This window comes from Pontibacter chinhatensis (assembly GCF_900113285.1).
In the GTDB taxonomy this organism is placed as follows: domain Bacteria; phylum Bacteroidota; class Bacteroidia; order Cytophagales; family Hymenobacteraceae; genus Pontibacter; species Pontibacter chinhatensis.
Genome location: NZ_FOOT01000015.1, coordinates 12,283 through 35,379, shown reverse-complemented (window position 1 = coordinate 35,379; position 23,097 = coordinate 12,283). Strand labels below are relative to the sequence as shown.

Sequence of the window (23,097 nt, the reverse complement as noted above, 5' to 3'; positions counted from 1 at the left end):
CCTCTTCCGACTTAAAACCCATAACGCGTCGCCCGGTTGGGTGCAACCACGGCTTCATTGTAGGCACTCCGTACCCAACGAAGCCTTAGTTGTTGGTGGAAGTAATTTTAATATTTCTCTCAATAATTAAGGTGTGGCTTTGTGAAATGTAAAAATAAAATGGTTAAACCAGCACTAAAAGCCAAATGAAACCAACCCAACTTTTGCCCTTTCAGGTATTCTTCTTCATGTAAAAATATGTCCCTGATCGCATGATTGGGGACTGTCAACTTATGTACTAAATAGGTCATTGCGACCCAAATACCAAAAATCGGAAAAATTGAATAGTGTTCTATGACATACCTTCTTAAGGTGTACATTCCAAAAATTGCAACAACTATGTCCCAGAGTGTAAAAAAATGTATGGTGAAACAAAAGCCCATTACCATTTTAGCCCAGAAGGCACTAAGAGAATGTCCTTCTCTCTTTCTATATCTTTTATAAAACGAAATGATAATCAGGTTAAGGTGATTTAACTCGGGACATTCCTTATCATTCAAAACGGGCATTTACTTTATAGTTTTTATTACCACCAACAGGGACGAAGTATAAAAGCTGTTTAATCAAAGTATAAAGTATAGCCAAAGTATAAAACTGTTCAAAAGCGAGTCTGGAGACTCGCCGCACACCAGGCGGCACCGGTTGGATACCGGCGCCAGCGGTACTCTTTATACTTTCTAACTTTTTAACTCCTCAACTCTCTAACTCTCTAACTCCCAAGGCTCACTTCAACTTTTCGTTTTGCTTGTGCCGGTTGCTGTCGCGGTTGGTTTTCTTTTCGAGGTTTTTCTGCAGCGCTTCGGTCAGGTCCACGCCGGTTTGGTTGGCCAGGCAGATGAGCACGAACAATACGTCAGCCAGCTCGTCGCCCAACTGCTTGCCTTCGTCGCTTTTCTTGAACGACTGCTCGCCGTACTGGCGGGAGATGATGCGGGCCACTTCGCCTACCTCCTCGGTAAGTATGGCCATGTTGGTGAGTTCGTTAAAATAGCGTACCCCGTTTTCTTTGATCCATCTATCGACGATGGCTTGTGCTTCGGCTATGGTCATATTTAAAAAAGGTCTTTCTGTTTCGTGTCCATGACTATCGTCACCGGCCCGTCGTTCAGCAGCGATACTTTCATATCTGCCCCAAACTCACCTGTCTGAACCGGCTTGCCCAGCGCCTCTTCCATCAGTTGTACAAAACGCTCATACAGGGGTATGGAAACAGCCGGGGGAGCGGCATTGGTGTAGGAGGGACGGTTGCCTTTCTTGGTGCTGGCATAAAGTGTAAACTGGCTGATGACCAACGCATCGCCGTCTACATCTTTTATACTCAGGTTCATCTTTCCCTCTGCATCGGAGAAAATGCGCAGGGCCGCTACTTTGCCGGCCATCCACTTCAGGTCTTCCTCAGAGTCGTCGGCGGTGAAACCGGCCAGCAGCAGCAAACCTAAGCCTATTTCTCCTTTCGTGGTGCCTTTAATCTGCACGGCAGCCTGCGTCACCCGCTGAATCACAATTCGCATGGTATGCTATACTTTGGTTCGGGGCAAAGATAGCAAAATGAGAGGAGGGAGGGGAAGTAAAAAGGAGCATGCTTACACGAGATAAACATGCTCCTTTTTCAAATTATACCTGCTGTTTATACTTTGCAGGCAGCCCTCCGGGTTAATAGCCTGGGTTCTGTTTCAAGGTAGGGTTCAGGGCCAGCTGACTGGATGGTATCGGGAAAAGCTCTCTGGTAGCGGCTGAGGCAGGCTTGTAGAGCCATTCTTTGGTAAATTGCCCGAAGCGGATTAAATCCTGGCGGCGGTGAAACTCCCAGGCCAGCTCGCGGCCACGCTCTGCCAGGATGGCATCCAGGCTAAGGGTGGTAAAGGCATCCACGCCGCGCTTGGTCCGGATAAAGTTGATATCCTCCAGGGCCCCGCCCGTGTCTCCCAGCCTGAACTTGGCCTCGCCGCGCATCAGGTATACATCTGCCAGGCGGTAAATCACAAAGTCGTTGTCTTGGCTGGAGTAGTTGTTGCCTCGCTGAATCTCATACTTCTGGCTTCTGGCACCGGCCAGGCGGGCGGTTGGCCCGGCAGGCATCTCGAAAGCCGGAATGTCCACCGTAATCACCATTGGCACGTTGTCATCGTTCAGCGGGCTTCCGTCTGCGGCATACTGCTGCCCCACAATCCACATCTGTTTCCGGATGTCCTTGTCTTCGAAAGAGTTGTAGAAGGCGGGCAGCGTGGCATAACCGTTCCAGGGGCTCACGCCCAGGCCGTAGGTGATCTGGTGGCGGTAGTGCAGCGTACGCATGTGGATGTTCATACCGGAGCGCTTTGTTTTATCCATTGGCGTGGCCAGTATAATCTCCGGCGATCCCTCGTTGTTAACGCTGAAGTTGGAGAAGAAATCCTCGGCCAGGCTATACTTGCCCGAGTTGATGATCATGTCGCACTGGGCGATGGCCTTGCTCCACTGCGGGGTGCCGATGTATACCTCTGCGTTCAGGTACATCTTCGCCAGGATCATGTTGGCCACATACTTGTTCATGCGGCCATACTTGGCGCCGCCCACTGTTTCCGACAAATCAGGCAAAGCCTCTACCAGTTCCTTTTCGATCCAGGCGTATACTTCCGCGCGGCTTTTCTGCCCAAGCGCCTCTGTCGAAAGCTGGTCTGCGATAATCACGTTGCCGAAGTTATCCATGGCAATGTAGTGATAGAAGGCGCGCAGGGCTCTGAGCTCGGCTTTTAGCTCCGCGTTGGCAGCGATGTTGGGGTTGTTGAGCTGCTGGTTAATGGAGGTGACGTTGTTGTACACCCAGGTCCAGACGCCGTTGAAAATGCCATCGTCCTGCGTCGGGTCCCAGGTGTGCTGGTGCATGCGGCGCCACTTGTCACCGTCCTTCCAGTCGCCGCCACGGGTCGGGATGATCAGCTCGTCTGTGGACACATTCATCTCAATGTAACGGCCAAAATAGTCGCCGAGGCTGCTGTACAAGGGACCCACCAGGGCATTTAGCTGCTCGGGGTTGGTGCCAAACTTATCAGAAGGTACTTTGTCGTATACTTCCTCGTCCAGATCGGTGCAGGACTGGACCATGCAAGCCCCCAGCACGAAGTTTATCAGAAACAGTATCCGGAAAAATCTGCTATCTATTTTATACTTGGTCTTCATATCTTTTTTCCTGAATTGGTGATTACAACGTTAGGTTAACTCCTAGCTGAAAGCTGCGTGTTTTCGGGTAGATGCTGCTGTTGTCCAGGCCCACCGAGTTAGGAGCCTGTTGCTGCACGCCGTTGCTGGTTTGCAGGTCGCCTTTCACCTCCAGTTCCGGGTCTATGCCTTTGTAGCCGGTGATGATGAACAGGTTGTTGCCGCCCACATACACCCGCGCGTTCTGCAGAATCCCGCCTTTCACCGGGATGTTGTAACCGATTTGCCAGTTATCCAGCCGCACAAAGGAGGCGTTCTCCAGCCACTTGTCCGACAGCTGGTTCGTGCTGTAATCCAGCGGGTAATCGGCTATTTCCTCCAGCATGTTCGTCTCCAGTATACTTCCCGGAATGGTGAGGTTGGAGCGCAGGTTGTTCAGGATTTTGTGGCCAAAGGCGCCCCGTAGCTGGAAGTTCAAATCGAAGTTCTTGTACTGAAAGCTGTTGACCAAACTGGCCGTATACTTGGGCAGGGCTGTGCCGGCCTCATAGAGTCTGGCTTTGGAATAGTCTGTGGTAGCCTCTCCGCCATCAGCTGCCTCAAGCAAAACTTTCCCGTTCTGGTCGTACCCCACGAAGTGCGGAATCAGGAACTCTCCCAGCGGGCGCCCCTCGCTAAGCCGGGAGGCGAACACATCAGATAGGCCCCTGCCGCCAAAAGCATTGTAGCGGATAACACCCACGCTCAGGCCATCACCGGTCAGGGAGACAATCTCGTTCTTGTTGTAGGAGCCCACGGCGTTCACATTCCAGGAAAAGTTGCCGTTGTTGATGACATCGGCCCCCAGGGATAGTTCTACACCACGGTTGCGCATCTCTCCCACGTTGGCAAGTATGGAGCTCGTCACGTAGTTGATACCATCAGCCGGAACAGTATAAGGGTACAGCATGTCTTTAGTAAGCTTGTTGTACACGTCGATGCTGCCGTTCAGCTTGTTGAACAGGGTAAAATCCAGGCCCAGGTTTGTTTGCTCGAGTATCTCCCAGCGCAGGTTCGGATTGGCGTTCTGCACATAGCCGTAGCCGGGCACATAGTCGCCCACCGACCCATCGTAGTAGTTGCGGATCACACCATACAAGCGGATGGACTGGTAAGGCGATATGCCCTCCGAGTTACCCGTTTGTCCCCAACCCGCGCGTAGTTTCAGATAGCTCAGCGTGCTGCTGCCTTTCAGGAACTCCTCATCGGAGAGGGTCCAGCCGGCGGCGAAGGAAGGGAAAGTACCCCATTTGTTGTTGGCCCCGAACTTAGAGCTGCCGTCGCGGCGAATGGTGGCCGTGATGTTATACTTGTCCAGCAGGTTAAAAGTAGCCCGCCCGAAGAAGGATACCAGGCTCCACTCGTTCTTGTAGGAGGTCGTGTAGTCGGACCTGCCGCTGAGCAATGAGCCCTGGCCTGCGCCCAAGTTGTTGTAGCCAAAGAGCTCGTACCCGCCCAGGATGTAGCTGCTGTTTCGGGCGCTAAAGCCATCGTCTATGTTGTTCTGGTAAGAGTAGCCGGCAAGTATAGAGAAGTTGCTGCTTTCGCCAAGGCCCCGGGCATAAGTGGCGGTCAGGTCGAGAAGTTTGTTGTTGGTCTGGTACAACGACCTGGCCGAAGGGTAGTCGCCTGCGTTGGCACCGCCCTGCCTGCCGGTATAGCCTTTCACGATGTTGTTGTAGGCGCCACTATTTACCGTGTTTTCCTGACGGTAAGCCCCATTGGCACCTAAGGTCAGGCCATTTAAAATTTCATACCGGAGGTTCAAGCCACCAATCAGCACGCGGTTTTGCTCGTCGTTCTGGTAGTTGTTCTGCATGGCCACCGGGTTGTTCAGGTCGAAGGAGCCCTCTACCTCGTAGTAGCCGCCAAAGTTAGTGCTGCCGGTGGGGGAGTAAATAGGTAGCGTCGGCAGGAAGGTGATGGCCTCGGCTATCACGTCGTTGTTGCTCAGGCGGGAGTCTCTGTTGGAGTAAGACAGGCTGTACTGTATGTTCAGCTTATCGTTCACCAGACTTTGGTCGGCGTTGAAGCGGGCCGTTACCCGTTCAAAGTCCGTCTTTTTGATGATGCCTTCGCGCTTGATGTAGTTCAGCGAGCCCCTGTAGTTGAATGCCTCGTTGCCACCCGTCAGGGCCAGGTCGTGGTTGTTGGTGAAGGCTGCCTTTCGGGAGATCTCGTCCATCCAGTCGGTGTTGAACCCGTTATTGCCGCCTCCTGTCGGAAAGCGGAGGTTATCGCTCAGGGAGGCTTCTCCTTTGATGCGGGCCACCTGCGCCCTGTAGGCATCCGCATCCAACAACTCCAGTTGGTTCGAGATGGTCTCCACGCCGATGTAGTTGTTGAAGTTAACGGTGGCTTTGCCGGCCCTTCCTTTTTTGGTGGTGATGATGATTACCCCGTTGGCCGCGCGGGAACCGTAAATAGCGGCGGCAGAAGCATCTTTGAGCACATCCATGGATTCAATGTCCCCCGGCGCCACACTGGTAATCGGCACACCGATCACCCCGTCCACCACATAGAGCGGGTCACTACCGCCCGCCAACGAAGTATAGCCACGTAACCGGACAGTAGGGGTTTGGTTCGGGTCGCCGGAAGGCTGCGTTACCGTAAGGCCGGCCACTTTACCCTGTATAGACCCTAGCGCGTTGGTGTTGATGCCAGGGTTCAGATCTTCGGCGCTAACCTGGGCAATAGAGCCGGTTACGTCTTTCTTCCTGGCTGTGCCATAGCCTACTACCACTACCTCTTCCAGCGCTTTGGCATCGGTGGCAAGCGTTACATTAATCGTCGTGCGGTTGTTTATCGGAATCTCTTGGGACTGGTACCCGATGAAGGAAAACACGAGCGTACCGTTGCCATCCGGAACCGTCAGGCTGTAATTGCCCTGCACGTCCGAGGGGGCAGCTGTGGAAGTACCTTTCAGCAGCACGGTAACACCCGGCAGGCCAGTGCCACTGTCGTCTTTCACGGTGCCGCTCACCGTAAAGCCACTTTGTGCCCAGGCGGGAACGGAGCAGAGCAGGAAGAACAGGAGAAAGAGGCCCCGGGTGTGCTTTTTGAGTTGGTGCTCCTTCCCGGGGAAACAGAACTCACAACGGTTTGGCCGCTGCATCCATTGCGGTACAATTCTCTTCATAAACCTTATTATTTAAGTGAATAATATTTTTCTATGACAGAGCTGAGAGTTGTACAGAAGGACCGCACGCAGGTATAAGCCGCCGCTCATTCAGTAATGAATGGCTCATAACACCTTACCAACAGATGTTTAGAGTCCGCATGCCACACAAAACCCGTGCGCTCGGATTACAATCTGCCTTCCTAAACCCGTATAATCATGATTTTACGCCTTCTGCAGAATTGTATTCTATAGAAGTAAGTAACCAATCCCTTATTACGATATTTAAATATAATGATTCAATTTCTGAAAGAAAAAAGTATAATCTAAGTAAGCGTGAGGCTGCAGTCTTGCGAGGGGAATAAGGTGATAAGCGGCCTGAATGGGATGGGAGCGAATGTGCTGCAGTTCAGGAGCAGCTTTGGTAAACATAGAAAAGGTATGTACCCGGCAGAAGTTGCTTAGGTACTACAAAAGAATAAGCTCCCGACAGGAATTAACCTGGCAGGTGAAAAGCAGCATGGAATATACTGCAAAGAGAAAGAGCAAGTATGAAAAAGGAAGGTACGAAGGAGAGATCGTATACGTGCTGCCGTAAATCCCTAGCAGGTTCTTGAACGCTTAATCTACATACCCTTCGTATAAAATGCGCGTTACCTTGCCGCCTTGTATAAAGAAATGCAGGCTCATGGGAGCGCCCTCTCTGGCCGAGGCGATGATTTCGGTGGGTGTCTGTGTTATTTTCATATCGCCGTTTTGGCTGCGCAGGCGTTTCAGTAACTCTGCCTGCGGCATGCCCACCCGAAGGTTGTCGCGCAGCGCAATGTCGGCGCTGCGGATGTCGGCCATTTGTAGCAGCAGCTCGCCCGAGTAAGACGGGGCGTAGAACTCCATGGCCGATTCGCCGGAGCGGATAGTATAAATTGTGTCGGTTACACCGGCGTTGTGGCGGTTCTCGATGGCTTCGGCGTCTACGGTAAAGTCAGCGTTGATGCGGTCGAAGTAGCTGGTAAGGTCGTTGCTCTGCTCCAGGGTGGCCACAAACGGATTGCCCAGCAGGTCGAAGGTATTCGCGCTGGCTACTGTGGTGGTATCGGTGTCGGTGGCGCTGCGGCGCACCACAGGCGGCAACTCGGCCTCTTCTTCTGTGGCATTGTCGGTGCAGGCAGTGGCAAAGGTGTGTATAAACAGCAACAGCAGGAGCAAACGGGCCTTCAGACCGCAGGCGTGGCATATGCTGTAAGGGCGGAGAAACATAGTGAACGCTAAATATAGTAGAAAGTGCAGGTAAACTATACTTACATACGAGGATCAACCGCCCAAAAGTTTTTAAGTTTTAGCACACCGCCCGAAGGGTTGTTTTGGCCTGGGATAAAGTATAATTTGGCGGCAAAGATGATAAAAAATGAACACACAGCAAATAGCGCTCATCACTTATAAAGACGCGGGCAAGTATACAGGGGTATCGGAGGAGGAAAATGCCCGTTTACACCAATTCCTGACGAAAAAAGGCCTGCAGGTAACCCTCGAAGTATGGGACGATCCCGCCGTGGACTGGGGCAAGTATGAGCTGGTGCTGCTGAAATCGCCCTGGGATTATTTCGACAAAATCGACACTTTTTATACTTGGCTTAGCAAGTTGGAGGAGCTGCAGGTGCGGGTGCTCAACCCCATCAGCATCGTACGCTGGAACGCGGACAAGCGCTACCTGGTGGAGCTGCAGGAGAAAGGGGAGCGGGTCGTGCCAACCCTGTGGCTGGAGCAGGGCAGCAGCCTGGACGTGGCTACCGTGTTTGAGCGACTGCAGTCGGATAAAATTATTGTGAAGCCGGCCGTGAGCGGCGGCGCCAAGAACACCTTTGCCCTTACCCCACAAGAGGCCGAAACGCAGGCCGAAAGTATAAACAGCCTGCTGCAGCAGGAAAGCTTTCTGGCGCAGCCCTTCATCCCCGAAATCCAGACGAAAGGCGAGTGGTCTTTCCTTTTCTTTAACGGAGAATATAGCCATACCGTGCTTAAAACCGCAAAGGCCGGCGACTTTAGGGTGCAGCATTTCTTTGGCGGAACGATACACACCCCGGAGCCGCCGGCGCACCTGCTGGAGGCTGCCCACAACCTGGTAGACAAGTATGCCCAAGGCTGCCTCTATGCGCGTGTGGACGGCATAGAGCGCGCCGGTGAGCTGGTGCTGATGGAGCTGGAGCTTATAGAGCCTTTCCTATTTATGGCTACCAGCGAGGGAGCCATAGAGCGGTATTACGATGCCCTGTCAGCGCAGCTGCAGGAACAGCGTATTGCCTAAACTTTCTCTGTGCTGTGGAAGATAAGAAGTGGCACCTGCGCCTCCAGCACCAGTTTCTTGCTTAGGCTTGGTTTAAAGATGCTGCTGAACAGGGAGCGTTGGTGGTTGTTTACGGCAATCAGGCCGATGTGCTCGCGGGCCACAAAGTCCTGCAGGGCATCGGCCACATCATCCTCGCTCGGAAGTATGGCAAACTGCAGGTTGTTGTCGGGCAGGGCGGCGTAAAGCCTTGCCTGCAACTGCTCCATTTTAAAGCTGTCATCCCGCTCCGAGTCCTCCGTGCCGATATGGGTACAGAGTATCTCGGGGTCAAACGGCTTTAGCAGCTGCAGCAGCACCGTGATTGCCTCCGCGTCGGTCTTGTCGAAGTCAGTGGCGTAGAGGGCGCGGTGCAGGCTATAGTCTTTGTAGGATTCCGGCACCGTCAAGAGCGGTATTTTAGCGTCCTCTACCATTTTGGTGGTGATGGTGCCAAAAAGTGAGCGGGCGATGTTGTCTTCCCCCTTGGTGCCCATCAGCAGCAGGTCAGGTTTGTAGCGGTCTATTTCGTCCCGGATTACATCCTCGGTCAGGCCATTGATAAAGGCATGCTTCAGTTGGGTGTGGTTGCCTTGTGTATGGGCCTCTGCCAGTAGCTCCTTGTACAGCTTTTCGAGCTTTTCCTGCTGCTCCTGCTGGTTTTGGTAGAGCACGCGGTCTGTCATCATCTCTGAGCCGGGGCTCAGGGGGCTGTAGCCCGTATCCGTAGTCGGGTCGTCGAGCTGGGGCTGTAGCAGGTAATCGCTGAAGCAGTGCAGCAACAGTATTTCGGCCTGAGGCAAGGCAGCGCACAGGTGCAGGGCATAGCGGCAGGCATTCGTGGAGCCTTCTGTGAAGTCAACGGGTATCAGTATTCTGAACATATAAACGTAAGGGTCTTTGATTTTAACTTGGATGATGTATACGTGGTAAGCCGCAAAAGGAGGTGCGCCGATCCCCAAACTATACCGGTGCCTCGGCAGCTGGCCCGTGTAGTTCAGAATTTTCTCCTATTTTTGTAGCTCCACAGCGCTTGCTATGCCAAAACGCCTTGTATTAATCTTTGTTGGCTTCGTTATACTGGCCTCCCTTATCTTCTACGGGTTTAACCGCTGGAAGGCCTCGCAGGAGAAGGTAGACCTTTGGACGCTGGTGCCTGAGGATGCGGCGCTCGTGGTGGAGACGAACAACCACCAGCAACTGCTGGAGCACCTGCGGGAGACAAACCTGTGGGAGAGCGTGGCGATGCTGCCTGCCACGGCAAGCCTTTCCGACAACCTGACCTACCTGGATAGCGTGGCACCCGGCAACCAGCGCCTGGACCGCTTCCTGAACGAGAAGCACATCCTAACCTCGCTGCACGTAGAGGGTGGGGCCGAAACGAGGTTCGTGTTCTATGTGCCGGTAAACTCCGTGGGTGAGCTCCGCTTTATGCGCACCCTTGCCGAGAACATCAACAAAAGCGACACCTACGAGCAGCGCACCCGCGATTACCAGGGCCATTTGCTTACCAGTGTCGCTAACAAACGCAACGGCAGCAGCTTTACCTATTTTACCTTTCACAACAACATCATCCTCAGTTCCTCGCCAGCTCTGGTGGAGGAGATAGTGCGGCGTGCCTCGCGTGGTACGCCAGCCTCTGTAGCGGCAGATTTCAGCAATGTAAATTACCTGAGCCAGCCCGATGTGTACGCCAACGTGTTTGTGAACTACCGGGCGCTGCCCGACTTGCTGGGGCTTTTCCTGGAGAAGGACCTGATGCCGCAGGTGCGCTACCTGTCGTCGCTTTGCCAGAGCGGCATGCTGGAGCTGAAGCTGAGGCAGAACCGCATCTTCCTGAACGGTTTTTCTGTGCCGGAGCGACTGAAGAACTCGCTCCATAATACCATGCAGCCCCAAAAGCCGCAGCCATTGGGCATTAGGGGATACCTGCCCAACAATACGGCCATGATGCTGCACTTCGGCCTGCAGGATGTATCCAAGCTGCGACAAGGGCAGGGGCCAACATTAGTGCTGGCAGATAGCCTGTCCCGCGGCCTGAGCAAGGAGGCGGCGGTGGTATACCTGGAGTCGAACAGCATAGCGCAGAGCCCCGAGAAGCTTATTTATACCCATACAGTAAACCCTGCCCGCGCACAGCGCCTGCTCAGCAACCTGGCCGCCAGCCAGCAGGAAAAGCCCTACATCGAGAAGTATGGGAAGTATACCATTCAACTGCTGGATGTACCCAACCTGCCGGAGCAACTGCTGGGGCGCGTGTTTAAAGGCTTTGAGCAAACGTATGCCGTGCAGCTGGACGATTACCTGGTGATGGCAGAGGAGGCGGTTACGCTGCGGCATCTGCTCGATGACATTGCCAAGGGCGAAACCTGGAGCGAGTCGGGGGTGCAGAAGGCTTTTCTGGAGGAGGCGCAGCATGAGGCAAACCTTAGCTTTTTCCTGAGCAACGCCAATGCCTGGTACCTCCTGAACCGCTATACTCGGGAAGATGAGCGGGAAGACCTACTGCAGAACGCCACCCTGATCAAACGCTTTGCCCAAGTGGGGCTGCAGTTTTCGCTCGTAGAGAATGACGGGCGCTATTACACCAGCCTCGTTATCCGGCGGCCGGACCAAATTAAGCCCGACAGCCAGGACGGTTTTGAGGAGGTTGAAAGTATAGCGCTGAACAACCGGATCGACACGCAGCCATTCCCGGTACAGAATGCGGTAACCCGGGCCCGGGAGGTAGTGGTGCAGGACTCGGCCAACGTGCTCATCAACATCACAGACCAGGGTAGGCGCGGCTGGACCGACAGCCTCAGCACTGCCCTTCGCAGCGACATCAAGCAGATAGAGTATGGGGCCGATAAAAAGCTACGCTACCTGTTTATCACGGGCAACCGCATCCATGCCATCAATAACCAGGGCGCGCCTTTGGTAAACTTTCCATTTAACCTGCCGGATACGGTGGATTTGCAGCACCTGGCTGTGTTCGACTATGAGAAGGACGGTAACTACCGCCTGCTGGTAGACGACAGCTACGGAAACCTGTATATGTTTAACATGCAGGGCGCCGCGGTGCAGGGCTGGCAGCCGCGCCGCATGGATTACCGCCTGTCGGCAAGCCCGCAGCACGTGCGTGTAGGTGGCCAGGATGTGGTGCTGGTGTCCTTGCAAAATGGCTATATCTATGCCCTAAGCCGTACCGGAGACACCTACCCAGGCTTCCCCATCGACCTAAAGGTGCCCTTAACCTCGGGACTGACTGTGAAGGCCGGGGCAGACCTGCGGCGCACGGAGGTAACGGCGGTAACCCGGTATGGCAATGTGATTACCTTCAACCTGCAGGGAAGGGTGCTGCAGCAGCAACAACTGCACCGCCCGAGCAAACGCGCCATGTTCGATCTGGTGCCGGAGAGCAGCAACGGCCGCTCCGCCGTAATCGTGCGGCAGGAAATGGGGAAGGTGGCGATTTTTGACCAGGACCTGAAGGAGTTGTTTGAGAAACGCTATGTTACCTCGGCCCCTAAAATTGTGCAGTATTTCCGCTTTGGCAGCGTGAACAGAATCTACGCCATTACTGAGACCGGGCCGGGCAAAACTTACCTTTACGACGCTAACGGAAGGCTCATCGGAGGGCGCTCGCTGGAGACCAACAACCCCGTCACCATCTATTACAACGACATCACCCACGATTATACTTTATACTATACCTCCGGCAAAGAGCTGAAGAAACTGCGCTTCAGGGTGGGGGAGTAGTTCTTTGGACAAAGGAGTTTTTTGACAAAGGACAAAAGACGCCGTTCGGAGTTCGAAGTCAGTACAGCTGACCTTTTGACAAAGGACTGTGTGACAAAAGACCTTTTGACTGAAGCAGTATAGAAAATTTCTTTTTCTTCCTCTTGTCCTTTGTCAAGCAGTCTTTTGTCAAATTATCAAAAAATCAAAAGCTCCTGAACCAGCCTTTCCGGTAGAAGAAGTATAGCTGCAAAAGTATAAGTATGGCCATCAGCCCCACCAGGATGGGGTAGGAGTAGGGCTGGTAAAGCTCGGGCATGCTGTACGGGAACACCTGGCCCGTTTCAGGGTCCTGGCGTGCGAAGTTCATCCCATACAAACCCACTATAAAACTTAGCGGAATAAAGATGCTGGAGATGATGGTGAGCACTTTCATGATCTCGTTCATGCGGTTGCTCACCGTGGACATGTACAGCTCCACCAAACTGGAGGCCATTTCCCGGTGGTTCTCCACCAGGTCTATCAGTTGCACGGCGTGGTCGTAGGCGTCGCGGAAGTATACTTTCAGGTTGGCGGGAATGGTGGTTTCATCCATGCGCAGGAGCTCGTTCATCAGGTCGCGGGCGGGCCAGGTAATACGGCGCAGCTTCACGAGCTCGTTCTTCAGGTCCAGCACCTGGGCAAGCGTGGATTTGGTAGGGGCTGCCAGAATCTGCTGCTCCATATCCTCTATGTACGCACCAATATCCGCCATAACCGGGAAGTAGTAATCCAGCACGACGTCGAGAATGGCATAGGCAATGTAGGTGGCAGGACGCTGACGTATGATGCCCTTGCCAGCCCGGATGCGGTCGCGGAGCGGGTTCAGGCAGTCGCCGTAGTCGCTTTGCAGACTTAAAACGTAGTTCTCCCCGGTAAAGAGCGTGAGCTGGATGTCATCCAGGTTCCTAAACTCCGGCGACCAGCGCAGCATGCGGGTGATGATGAACAGGCGGTTATCCCCGAACTCCTCTACCTTTGGGCGCTGGTAATCGTTTAGCACATCCTCCAGTTGCAGGGCATGCAGTGCGAAATCCTGCATCAACTTCTCCAGCATGGTCTTGTCAGCATACCCCCTGATGTCGATCCAGTGCCGGGCGCTGGGCAGCCCTTTTACCTGGTGCATCAGCTCGTCGTAGGTGCCAAACTCACGATCCTCAAACAGCTCCTCGTTAAACGACATCAGAAAGAAGCGCGGGGCAAACGCCTCGGAAGGGATAACCAACGAACCCGGTTTCACGCCTGCCTTACGTTCCAGGATTTTATTGCGGCGGCTCTGCTGTCTGTTGCGTTTTGCCATGGGGGAGCTGGGGAGTTAGAGAGTTTGGGAGTTTAAGAGTTAAAAAGTAGCTTCCGGGAGAACGGATACTTTTACGCCGTCTATGTCGTGTAGTTTGGTGGTGATCTCTTCCTGCAGCTTGCGGCGCACCTCCAGCGTCAGCCTGCAATCAAGCTCAAACTGTTGGTCGCGCACGGGCAGGTCATACTCCTTTACCAGGCTCATCACGTCGTTCATCTGCGGGTAGGCGTAGTGGGCCTGCAGCAGCACGGTTTCATGTTTCTCAACGATGGTGGCGTTGGCTAGCGCATCGGCGGTGGATACTTTGTAAGCATTAATCAGACCGCTTACCCCCAGCTTGGTGCCCCCGAAGTAGCGCACCACTACCACCAGCACGTTGCTGAGGCCGGCGGAGCGGATCTGGCCAAGTATAGGGTCGCCGGCAGAGTGGTTGGGCTCGCCGTCGTCGTTGGCGCGGTAGCGGCTCTGGTCGGCCCCCAGGATGTAGGCATAGCAGTGGTGGCGGGCATCGTAGTACTTCTTCTTCAGCTCCGCGATGATTTCCTTTACCTCCTCCTCAGAGTACACTGCGTAGGCCAGCGCAATAAACTTGCTGCCTTTCTCCTTGTACAATCCCTCCGAAGGCTCGGCTAGGGTTCTGTAGGTGTCTTCCATGGTGGCGTGTGCTGGTTGCAATCCTGCAAGTTAACCAAAGCGCAGCAAGGGTAAAAATTATCGGCATCTCTTCAAAATCGTTACATTTGTAACGATACCATACTTTATACTTTTGCCAGCAAATCCATACTTGCTCACCTTTCACCGCGCCGGTAGTTCGGGCACCGGGTTCATCACCAGCACCCAGTATGCCGATGCCATCCCGTTTGAGGTAAAACGCGTGTTCTGGACCCAAGCCACTCCGCCGGAGGTAGAGCGCGGGCATCATGCCAACATGGCCACCGAGGAAGTGCTGATTGCCCTGAGTGGAAGTATACACGTGCTGACAGACACCGGCTGCGAAAAGCAGGCGTTTACGCTTACTGATTCAACGCAGGGCTTATACATCCCGGCCATGTGCTGGACCGAGCTGCGTTTTTCGGAGGAAGCCGTAGCCCTGTGCCTTGCCTCCACCGACTTCAGCGAAGCCGATTACATCCGTGACTATAGCCGCTTTAAACAGCTGGCGGCGCATCAGGAGTTGTAGAAGTATAATTGCTAATTGTTGATTGATAATTGTTAAAATCAGGATTATAATTCACTCAATCACTCATTCAAAACTGCTAAACTCCCAAACTCCCAAACTCTCTAACTCTCCTATGCCTCTTCCATACTTTCAGTTCAGAGATTTCCCGGTTGGCCTGGAGGCGCAGGTGCAGCAGGCGGTGCAGGAGGCTGTGGCAGGCAAGCAGTATGTGCTGGGGCCGCAGGTGCAGGCGTTTGAGCAGGAGTTTGCCTCTTATTTAGGTGCAGAAACCGCCATCGGGGTAGGCAACGGGTACGACGCCCTGGTGATTGCGCTGAAGGGTTTGGGCATTGGAGCCGGGGATGAGGTGGTGCTGCCGGTCCATACGTTTATTGCCACCGTAAACGCGGTGCTGCAGGTGGGGGCCAGGCCGGTGCTGGCCGAGCCCAACAAGTATACCTACAACCTCACTGCCGAGATGGCCGCGCCGCACATCACCCCAAAAACTAAAGCCATACTTGCTGTGCACCTGTATGGGCAAGTATGCCAGATGGAAGAGCTGCAGCAGTTGGCGCAAACACAAAGTATAAAATTACTGGAGGATGCCGCCCAGGCGCATGGCGCCAAGTATAAAGGCCGGTTCGCGGGAAGTATAGGCGATGCCGCAGCCTTTAGTTTCTACCCTACCAAGAACCTGGGCGCGTTAGGAGATGCCGGTGCCGTGGTAAGCTCTGATGCATATGTTTCGGCCTTCGCTGCCAGGTATAGGAACTATGGGGAGTCGCGCAAGTATAACTCCGAGTTGGTTGGGGTAAACTCCCGGCTGGATGAACTTCAGGCAGCAGTGCTGCGGGTAAAGCTTCGCCACCTGGACGCTCTGAACCTGGAACGGCAACGGCTGGCACAAGTATACTTTCAGGAGCTGCAAAACACAGGCGATCTCATACTTCCGCATATGGCTCCGGACTGTGCGCATGTCTACCACATTTTCAACATCCGCACCCAACACCGAGATGCCTTGCAAGCCTGGCTGCAGGCGCAAGGCATCGGCACGGCCATACACTATCCGGTCCCGGTGCACCTGCAGCCCGCCTATACTTTCCTGGGGCACAAAGCTGGCGATTTTCCCGTTGCAGAAGAACTGGCCCGCACCAGCCTCAGCTTGCCCTTGTTTCCCGGTCTGACAGAGGCAGAGCAGCAGCGCGTGGTGGAGGCCGTGAAGGCGTTCTTCAGGCAGTAAAGCTTATTTCTTAGAACAGGAGCCTTTGTAGTCCCGGGTCCAACCAGCCCCTGCCCCTCCTTGGCCAAGGAGGGGAGTCTGTAATTACTTTGGTTGAAGTATAAGTGCTGTAGCTTAAGCCTTTGTGCTGACAAGTTGCGACCTTCCCCTACAACGTATAATCCAGCAGTCGATTACACCCCTATAGAGCTTCACTCGCAAGTTTCGAACTCCCGTTCTCACTTGTCCTCGAGGGGACAGCTCATACTTACTACTTTTCCTTGTCATCTCGAGCAGGGCGAGAGATCTATCGGGAATTCTATCCAGATCTCTCCCATAGGTCGAGATGACAGAGTAGCTACAGCTATCGAAAGATTCCCAGCCTTTGGGTTGAGCGCCTTGTGCATGTTGCGGTGCCGCGGATGCGGCAGCCGGAGCAGAGCGAAGGCAGCTTCAGGCACACCGCGCGATGCCCGAAGGCGAGGCCTCCCGGCCTTGAGGGAGCCAAAGCCTGATATGAAACTGTAGGTATGTAAGCCTAGAGGATGAACGAAGGATAGAAAGAATAGCTTGGTTCCAGTTGCATGAATCAGCGGCTAAGAAAGTATAAATCAGAAAGTATAGCCGAAGTATAAAGTATGGCTTTTCAAGCCAGTTGGGTTACAAACCCAACGTCATAGGTAGGCACAGGTTACAAACCCGCGCCAGCGGTGGGGAAGGACAGCGGCCAAAGGATAAAGAGACCAGCGGACGCTTGCACCAGGGAAAGTGTAGCCATCAAGTATAGATGTATACAAAACCAGAAAACCCTTATCTTCGCCCATGCCGCAACCCCTTGTCTCCATCATCTGCCTGTGCTACAACCACGAGTGCTTCCTGCCTGAGGCGCTGGATTCTGTTTTAGCGCAGACGTACCCAAACCTGGAGGTAATCATTGTGGATGACTGCAGCACCGACAACAGCGTCCGTATTATTGAAGAGTATGTGCAGCGGTACCCGCAGCTGCGGTTTATCAGCACGGGCAGCAACCTGGGCAATACCAGGGCCTTTAACATGGGGTGGAGGGCCAGCCACGGCCAGTTTATACTTGACTTTGCGACCGACGATGTGCTGCTGCCTGAGCGGGTGGCGCGGCAGGTAGAGCAGTTTCAGCGACTTGAGCCGGAGTATGGCGTGGTGTATTCCGATTCCGAGTATATATCCGATGAGTCGGAGCATGTATACTTTCATAGCCAGAAGTATAAAGCAGCGCCTGATGGCGATGTGTTTGCGGAGGTGCTGGGCCGCTACTTCATCTGCCCGCCTACCATGCTCATCCGCCGCGAGGTGTTCGAGGAATTGGACGGATACGACGAGCGCCTGGCCTATGAGGACTTCGACTTCTGGGTGCGCTCGGCCCGCAAGTATAAGTATGCCTACCTGCCCCAGGTAACCACCAAACGCAGGCTGCACAGCCATTCCCTCTCCAGCGGCTGGTACCGGAAAGGCAACCAATTGCTAGCCTCCACTGTTGAAGTGTGCAAGAGGGCCGCAGCCTTGGTGCAAACCCCGCCCGAGCGCGCGGCGCTAGCTTTGCGGCTAAAGTATGAGGCGCGGCACGCCTACCTCACCGGCAATTTTAACGAGGCAGAGCAGTTGCTGCAGCTACTGAAACAGACCTCCGGTATGCCTTTTTTATACCGGTTTATCCGGCAGCTAAACAGGCACAAAATCAACCTCGGTTTCCTGCGCGAGGGCTACCACCGCCTTCGGTACCGGCAGTAAATAGCACTGTTTTGTTTACCTACTCTCTTTTTATCCGTAAGCTAAAGCTATACTGGCCTTTGGTGGAGTATCGCATGTTTTAGCCCCCAAAATCATCCAAAAAGGGTGTTTTGTGGGTGATTTGTTATCTACAACGGGTTATTATCGGGATTTAATAGTTATATTTGGAATTCAATTAAAGAACAGCATCATGATTACACCAGCACTCGCCTCCCGTGGAGAAGTCATAAAATGGATGGAAGACTTCGTGGGAGAAAAGATCTCCGAGTTTCTTAAAACTGTAGAGGATAGCTGGCAACCAGCAGACCTTTTGCCAGACGCCACCATGGAGAATTTCTTCGATGAGGTGAAAGAGTTGCGCGAACGTGCCCGCGACCTGAGCTACGACCTGCTGGCCGTGCTGGTGGGGGATACCATTACCGAGGAAGCACTGCCTACCTACGAGAGCTGGCTGATGACGATTGACGGCCTGCCGAAAGATCCGAGCGGCCCATGGATGGTCTGGAACCGTGCCTGGACGGCAGAGGAAAACCGCCACGGCGACGTGCTGAACCGCTACCTGTACCTGAGCGGCCGCATCAACATGCGCGAAATGGAGGCCTCCACGCAATACCTGATTGCTGACGGATTTGACCTGCAGACGGACAACGACCCCTACCGCTCGTTTGTTTATACTTCTTTTCAGGAGACTGCCACTAATATTTCGCACCGCCGCGTAGCCCAGCTAGCCAAGAAGCAGGGCGATACTCAATTGGCCAAGCTGTGTGGCCACGTAGCGGCCGATGAGGCGCGCCACGCCAAAGCCTATAAGTCGTTTGTGGGCAAGATTTTCGAGGCTGACCCGAACGAGATGATGCTGGCCTTTGAGGATATGATGCGCAAGAAAATCGTAATGCCGGCCCACTACATGCGCGAGCTGGGTGTGGATTTAGGCAAAACTTTCGGCCACTTTACAGATGCGGCACAACGCCTCGGGGTTTATACTTCCGCAGACTATACCGACATTCTGGATGGCTTGATAAAAGAGTGGAAAATCGAGACACTTACTGGTCTGGACGAAGCCGGAGAGCGCGCCCGCGACTATGTGATGGCCCTGCCCGCCCGCCTCAAGCGCGTGGCCGAGCGCATGAAAGTGCCTGAGTTAGAGTATAAATTCCGCTGGATAGCCTACTAACAGGCGAGCGATAAAGTATAAATAAGGGCAGGTTGCATCAGCAGCCTGCCCTTTGTTTTTTACGTTCACTAGCTATCTTCCTGAAAGCAAGATGGTGCCAGAAGAGGGTAAAGCGCGTATACCTAACAAAAACGCCAGAGCGTTGTTATACTATACAATCTTTACAAACTATGGCTTTAGGATACAGATTTGGAGAATATATTCCACCGGAAGATAGTAAGGCCGATTTTGAGTCGTTGCTGAAGATCTTTCTGCAGCTGGTAACCATCAGCTCCGGTGATGTGGGGGAGGCGCTCAACTGGCTCAGCTCGCTGGACAAGCAGTATAACCTGACCAGCGACGAGTATGGCATCGGCGATTTTATCGAAGACCTGAAGCGCAAAGGCTACCTGGATGAGAATCCGCAGGAAAGGGGCGGGTTTATACTTACTGCCAAAAGCGAGCAAAGTATAAGGCGCAGCGCCCTGGAGGAGATTTTCGGGAAGTTGAAGAAAGGCGGCAAGGGCAGCCACGCCACACCGCACACCGGCATGGGCGACGAGGCCAGCACCGACCGCCGCGAGTACCGGTTTGGCGATGCGCTGGAGCAGATCTCCATGACCGACTCGCTGCGCAACGCTCAGATCAACCATGGCATCGGCGATTTGCGGCTAACCGAGCAGGACCTGGAGGTGACCGAGACAGAGCATAAGACACAGGCCTCTACGGTGCTGATGATCGACATCTCGCACTCGATGATCCTCTACGGCGAGGACCGCATTACGCCCGCCAAAAAGGTTGCTATGGCCCTGGCCGAACTCATCAAGCAAAAGTACCCCAAGGATACGCTCGACGTGATTGTGTTTGGCAACGATGCCTGGCAGATTGAGATCAAGGACCTTCCATACTTAGAGGTAGGACCCTATCATACCAACACCGTTGCCGGGCTGGAGCTGGCCATGGACATCCTGCGCAAGCGCAAAACCCAGAACAAGCAGATTTTTATGATCACCGACGGCAAACCTACCTGCCTGAAAGAGGGGCTGCGCTACTACAAAAACAGCTTCGGGCTGGATAGGAAAGTGGTGAACAAAACGCTGAACCTGGCAGCGCAGTGCCGCCGCCTGAAGATTCCGATCACCACCTTTATGATCGCCTCAGACCCATACTTGCAGCAGTTCGTAGACGAGTTCACGAAGGTAAACAACGGGCAGGCGTACTATAGCTCCCTTAAAGGGCTCGGTCATTTGGTTTTCCGCGACTATGGCCGCAACCGGAAGAAAAGCTTTTAGAGTTAGAGAGTTTGGGAGTTAAAGAGTTGAGGAATTTTATATGAGTGATTGAGTGCATTATAATCGTGTCAATCCCTTCATCCTGTAAATCCTGATTCAGACAAAAAACAACCTGATAACCCAAGCAAGACCCCCGAGGGAAAGCTGCTAGAATAGTGGAATTAACCATCACAACCAATAACTGGTTGCTGATAAATGTTAACTGATAACTGTACAAATGAACTACAGAGATATACTAGCCGAAAAGCTGCACCAGATAAAAACACTTGGCCAATTAAAGGCTGCCGGCTACGAGCCGGAGAGCGTAAAGCAGGAGCTTCGCCGCAACCTCATCACGAGATTGCAGAACAAGGAGGAGGTATTCCCCGGCATCTGGGGTTATGAGGAGACTGTGATCCCGGATATGCAACGGGCTATACTTTCGATGCACCACATCAACCTGCTGGGCTTACGCGGACAGGCTAAAACCCGTATCGCGCGGCAAATGATAGACCTGCTGGATGAGTACATCCCCGTGGTGCAGGGCTCCGAGCTGAACGACGACCCGCTGCACCCGCTTTCGCGCTACGCCAAGGATATGGTGCACGAGCACGGCGACGACACGCCCATTACCTGGCTGCACCGCTCAGACCGCTATACCGAGAAACTGGCCACACCAGACGTTTCCGTAGCCGACCTGATTGGCGACGCCGACCCGATAAAAGCGGCTACCATGAAGCTGCCCTACTCCGATGAGCGCGTGATACATTTCGGCCTGATTCCGCGTTCGCACCGGGGCATTTTTGTGATAAACGAGCTACCCGACCTGCAGGCGCGCATCCAGGTAGCCCTTTTTAACATTCTGCAGGAGGGCGACATTCAGATTCGCGGGTTTAGGGTGCGCATGCCGCTGGATATCCAGTTTGTGTTCACGGCCAACCCCGAGGATTATACCAACCGTGGCTCCATCGTTACCCCGCTTAAAGACCGCATCGATTCCCAGATCATCACCCACTATCCGAAGACGATAGAAACCGGTAAGAAAATCACGCAGCAGGAGGCCCGGGTAAAAGAAGGCCAGGGCGAGCTGGTGCAGACCAACGACATCATCGGCGACCTGATAGAGCAGGTAGCCTTTGAAGCCCGCGAAAGTGAATACGTGGATCCCAAAAGCGGTGTGTCGGCCCGTTTAACGATATCTGCCTTTGAGAACCTGCTTAGTGCGGCCGAGCGGCGCGCCCTGCTGAATGGCGAGAACAAAACTTATGTGCGCGTGTCGGATTTTCTGAACACCATCCCTTCGGTAACGGGTAAGGTAGAACTGGTGTACGAGGGCGAGCAGGAGGGAGCCGGCCATGTGGCGCAGGTGCTGATGGGCAAAGCCATCCGCACACAGTTCCTCAGCTACTTCCCTGACCCGGATAAGGCCAAGAAAGCAAAAGCAGGCAACCCTTACAAAAAGATAACCGATTGGTTCGGTGATGGCCATACGATTGATATTCTGAACGACGCCTCTACCTCGGAGTATAAAAAGGCGCTGCAAAGTATACCGGGCCTTGCCGAGTTGGTGGAAAAGCACCAGCCCGACGCAAAAGGCGACGAAAAGCTGTTTATGATGGAGTTTGCCCTGCATGGTTTGGCCGAGCACAGCCAGCTGAGCAAAAGCCGCCTCAGCACCGGCCTGCAGTTCAAGGACCTGCTAAGTGGCATGTTCACGATGCCAAGCTTTGGCGAGGAGGAGGATGAGGAAGACTTTTAGAGTTAGAAAGTTAGAAAAGTGTAAGTTAGAAAGTTAAACTCCATACTTACAGAGAGCCGCAACTGGTTGCGGCTCTTTTCTTTTGAGGGTGGCCCGGTTTATACTTCCTCCAGCAGGGCGGAGGTTATACTTTCCCACTCCTCGGCCAGTGTTTGTTGGAGACGTTTTCTGCCGGCCCGGCGGTACCAGTAATCGGCGTTCCACGTGTCGCCCTCCTGGCGGTGCAGGTAAGCGTGTATCCAGGCAGCGTTCTTATCCGGCAGGTCCTGTATCAGTTCGTGCGCCTTGTCCCAGTTGCCTTTGGCCTCGTGCCACAGCGCCTGCAGGTATACATTGGCTGCGGGCGGAGGCGTGGTGTCTGACAAGCTGGCTTTGAAGGTGGTGAGGTTCATGGAGAATCAGAAATGAAAGCCTATACTTAAAGTGTGTAAAGGCAGAAATTTAGCTTTTAAAAACTTATCAGTTGATGCAACTACCTGACCATCTTCATTAACGCGGCTGATTTTCTCTTGGTTATACCCCACTCGAAAATGATTTTCCAGTGCCAGAGATATGTTTTTGTGTACGAAATACTGCCAACCTATCAAGGGAGATAAGCCTACCTCAAGGTTATGTTGTCTCGGTAAGAATTTAGTGTTGTTTGTACTTTGACTCTCGCCTCTATAAAGCTCGTAGTTTGTATAAAGATCGGCACCATAGTTAATTCTAAACTTTCCATAGTTTATTTGCCACTCCTTGCCTACACTAATAAATAAGTTTAAGGAAGTCTTTGGCATGGGGTAGATATGTACAGGAGGGCCAGGCGCATTGATATGTTCAGCATAATCTGCACCAAGCCTTAAACGATAAGCAGTGTTACTATAGTCCTTATGTATTTTAAGAAGAGCTGTAGGTCGAGAAGCATCATTAATAAGCCAAATTACATCGGTGCTAACTTCAATCTTGTAATCTTGCCGGGGGGATGATGATTCGCTCTGTAAAATATCTTGAGCTTTAGCTACCGTGAATGACACCGACAAAAGAAGGATTAATAATAGTGCTCTCATAATTAAAGATATT

The 23,097-nt window shown here is 53.3% G+C and carries 18 protein-coding genes; 8 read left to right on the top strand and 10 right to left on the bottom strand.

Annotated features, from left to right (window positions below):
* Positions 1-762: 762 nt before the first annotated feature.
* The 5 genes from BM040_RS20880 to BM040_RS20860 form a co-directional block, all read right to left on the bottom strand.
* Positions 763-1,089 (bottom strand): nucleotide pyrophosphohydrolase, encoded by a 327-nt coding sequence (locus BM040_RS20880; RefSeq protein WP_092105657.1) that lies wholly within the window; start codon positions 1,087-1,089, stop codon positions 763-765.
* 2 nt (positions 1,090-1,091) lie between these two features.
* Complete coding sequence (dtd, locus tag BM040_RS20875) at positions 1,092-1,550, bottom strand: D-aminoacyl-tRNA deacylase (RefSeq protein WP_092105655.1); 459 nt, start codon at positions 1,548-1,550, stop codon at positions 1,092-1,094.
* A gap of 142 nt (positions 1,551-1,692) precedes the next feature.
* Positions 1,693-3,198, bottom strand: a complete 1,506-nt coding sequence (locus BM040_RS20870) for a RagB/SusD family nutrient uptake outer membrane protein (RefSeq protein WP_092105653.1) — start codon at positions 3,196-3,198, stop codon at positions 1,693-1,695.
* Between the two features lie 22 nt (positions 3,199-3,220).
* A complete protein-coding gene (locus tag BM040_RS20865; RefSeq protein WP_092105651.1) occupies positions 3,221-6,355 on the bottom strand; it encodes a SusC/RagA family TonB-linked outer membrane protein in 3,135 nt (1,044 codons plus the stop codon).
* A gap of 600 nt (positions 6,356-6,955) precedes the next feature.
* Positions 6,956-7,591: a hypothetical protein gene (locus tag BM040_RS20860; RefSeq protein ID WP_092105649.1), complete on the bottom strand. Its 636-nt coding sequence runs from the start codon at positions 7,589-7,591 to the stop codon at positions 6,956-6,958.
* Positions 7,592-7,739: 148 nt separating this feature from the next.
* Between BM040_RS20860 and BM040_RS20855 the strand changes: the two genes are divergently transcribed.
* Positions 7,740-8,636: an ATP-grasp domain-containing protein gene (locus tag BM040_RS20855; RefSeq protein ID WP_092105647.1), complete on the top strand. Its 897-nt coding sequence runs from the start codon at positions 7,740-7,742 to the stop codon at positions 8,634-8,636.
* Here the strand turns inward: BM040_RS20855 and BM040_RS20850 are convergent.
* Positions 8,633-9,538, bottom strand: coding sequence for a universal stress protein (locus tag BM040_RS20850; RefSeq protein WP_139217863.1), 906 nt, complete (start codon positions 9,536-9,538; stop codon positions 8,633-8,635). The two genes, BM040_RS20855 and BM040_RS20850, sit on opposite strands and share 4 nt — an antisense overlap.
* Before the next feature lie 154 nt (positions 9,539-9,692).
* Here BM040_RS20850 and BM040_RS20845 point away from each other — a divergent pair, with 154 nt between their 5' ends.
* Positions 9,693-12,395 (top strand): hypothetical protein, encoded by a 2,703-nt coding sequence (locus BM040_RS20845; RefSeq protein ID WP_092105643.1) that lies wholly within the window; start codon positions 9,693-9,695, stop codon positions 12,393-12,395.
* A gap of 184 nt (positions 12,396-12,579) precedes the next feature.
* On the opposite strand, the gene corA is transcribed toward BM040_RS20845, so the two are convergent.
* Complete coding sequence (corA, locus tag BM040_RS20840; protein ID WP_092105641.1) at positions 12,580-13,713, bottom strand: magnesium/cobalt transporter CorA; 1,134 nt, start codon at positions 13,711-13,713, stop codon at positions 12,580-12,582.
* A gap of 39 nt (positions 13,714-13,752) precedes the next feature.
* A complete protein-coding gene (locus tag BM040_RS20835) occupies positions 13,753-14,367 on the bottom strand; it encodes an IMPACT family protein (RefSeq protein ID WP_092105639.1) in 615 nt (204 codons plus the stop codon).
* Between the two features lie 112 nt (positions 14,368-14,479).
* Here BM040_RS20835 and BM040_RS20830 point away from each other — a divergent pair, with 112 nt between their 5' ends.
* From BM040_RS20830 to BM040_RS20805, 6 genes are all read left to right on the top strand, one after another.
* Positions 14,480-14,893 (top strand): sugar 3,4-ketoisomerase, encoded by a 414-nt coding sequence (locus BM040_RS20830; RefSeq protein WP_092105637.1) that lies wholly within the window; start codon positions 14,480-14,482, stop codon positions 14,891-14,893.
* Positions 14,894-15,005: 112 nt separating this feature from the next.
* Positions 15,006-16,112: a DegT/DnrJ/EryC1/StrS family aminotransferase gene (locus tag BM040_RS20825; RefSeq protein WP_092105635.1), complete on the top strand. Its 1,107-nt coding sequence runs from the start codon at positions 15,006-15,008 to the stop codon at positions 16,110-16,112.
* 801 nt (positions 16,113-16,913) lie between these two features.
* A complete protein-coding gene (locus tag BM040_RS20820; RefSeq protein ID WP_092105633.1) occupies positions 16,914-17,855 on the top strand; it encodes a glycosyltransferase family 2 protein in 942 nt (313 codons plus the stop codon).
* A 190-nt stretch (positions 17,856-18,045) separates the two neighbouring features.
* On the top strand, positions 18,046-19,029 hold the full coding sequence (locus BM040_RS20815) for an acyl-ACP desaturase (protein ID WP_092105631.1): 984 nt from the start codon (positions 18,046-18,048) through the stop codon (positions 19,027-19,029).
* A 170-nt stretch (positions 19,030-19,199) separates the two neighbouring features.
* A complete protein-coding gene (locus BM040_RS20810) occupies positions 19,200-20,300 on the top strand; it encodes a vWA domain-containing protein (RefSeq protein ID WP_092105629.1) in 1,101 nt (366 codons plus the stop codon).
* A gap of 217 nt (positions 20,301-20,517) precedes the next feature.
* Positions 20,518-22,038: a sigma 54-interacting transcriptional regulator gene (locus BM040_RS20805; protein WP_092105627.1), complete on the top strand. Its 1,521-nt coding sequence runs from the start codon at positions 20,518-20,520 to the stop codon at positions 22,036-22,038.
* 98 nt (positions 22,039-22,136) lie between these two features.
* Here BM040_RS20805 and BM040_RS20800 read toward each other — a convergent pair whose 3' ends face one another.
* Together BM040_RS20800 and BM040_RS20795 are read right to left on the bottom strand one after the other, a co-directional pair.
* On the bottom strand, positions 22,137-22,430 hold the full coding sequence (locus BM040_RS20800) for a hypothetical protein (RefSeq protein WP_092105625.1): 294 nt from the start codon (positions 22,428-22,430) through the stop codon (positions 22,137-22,139).
* A 6-nt stretch (positions 22,431-22,436) separates the two neighbouring features.
* Positions 22,437-23,084, bottom strand: coding sequence for a hypothetical protein (locus tag BM040_RS20795; protein WP_092105621.1), 648 nt, complete (start codon positions 23,082-23,084; stop codon positions 22,437-22,439).
* Between the last annotated feature and the right edge of the window lie 13 nt (positions 23,085-23,097).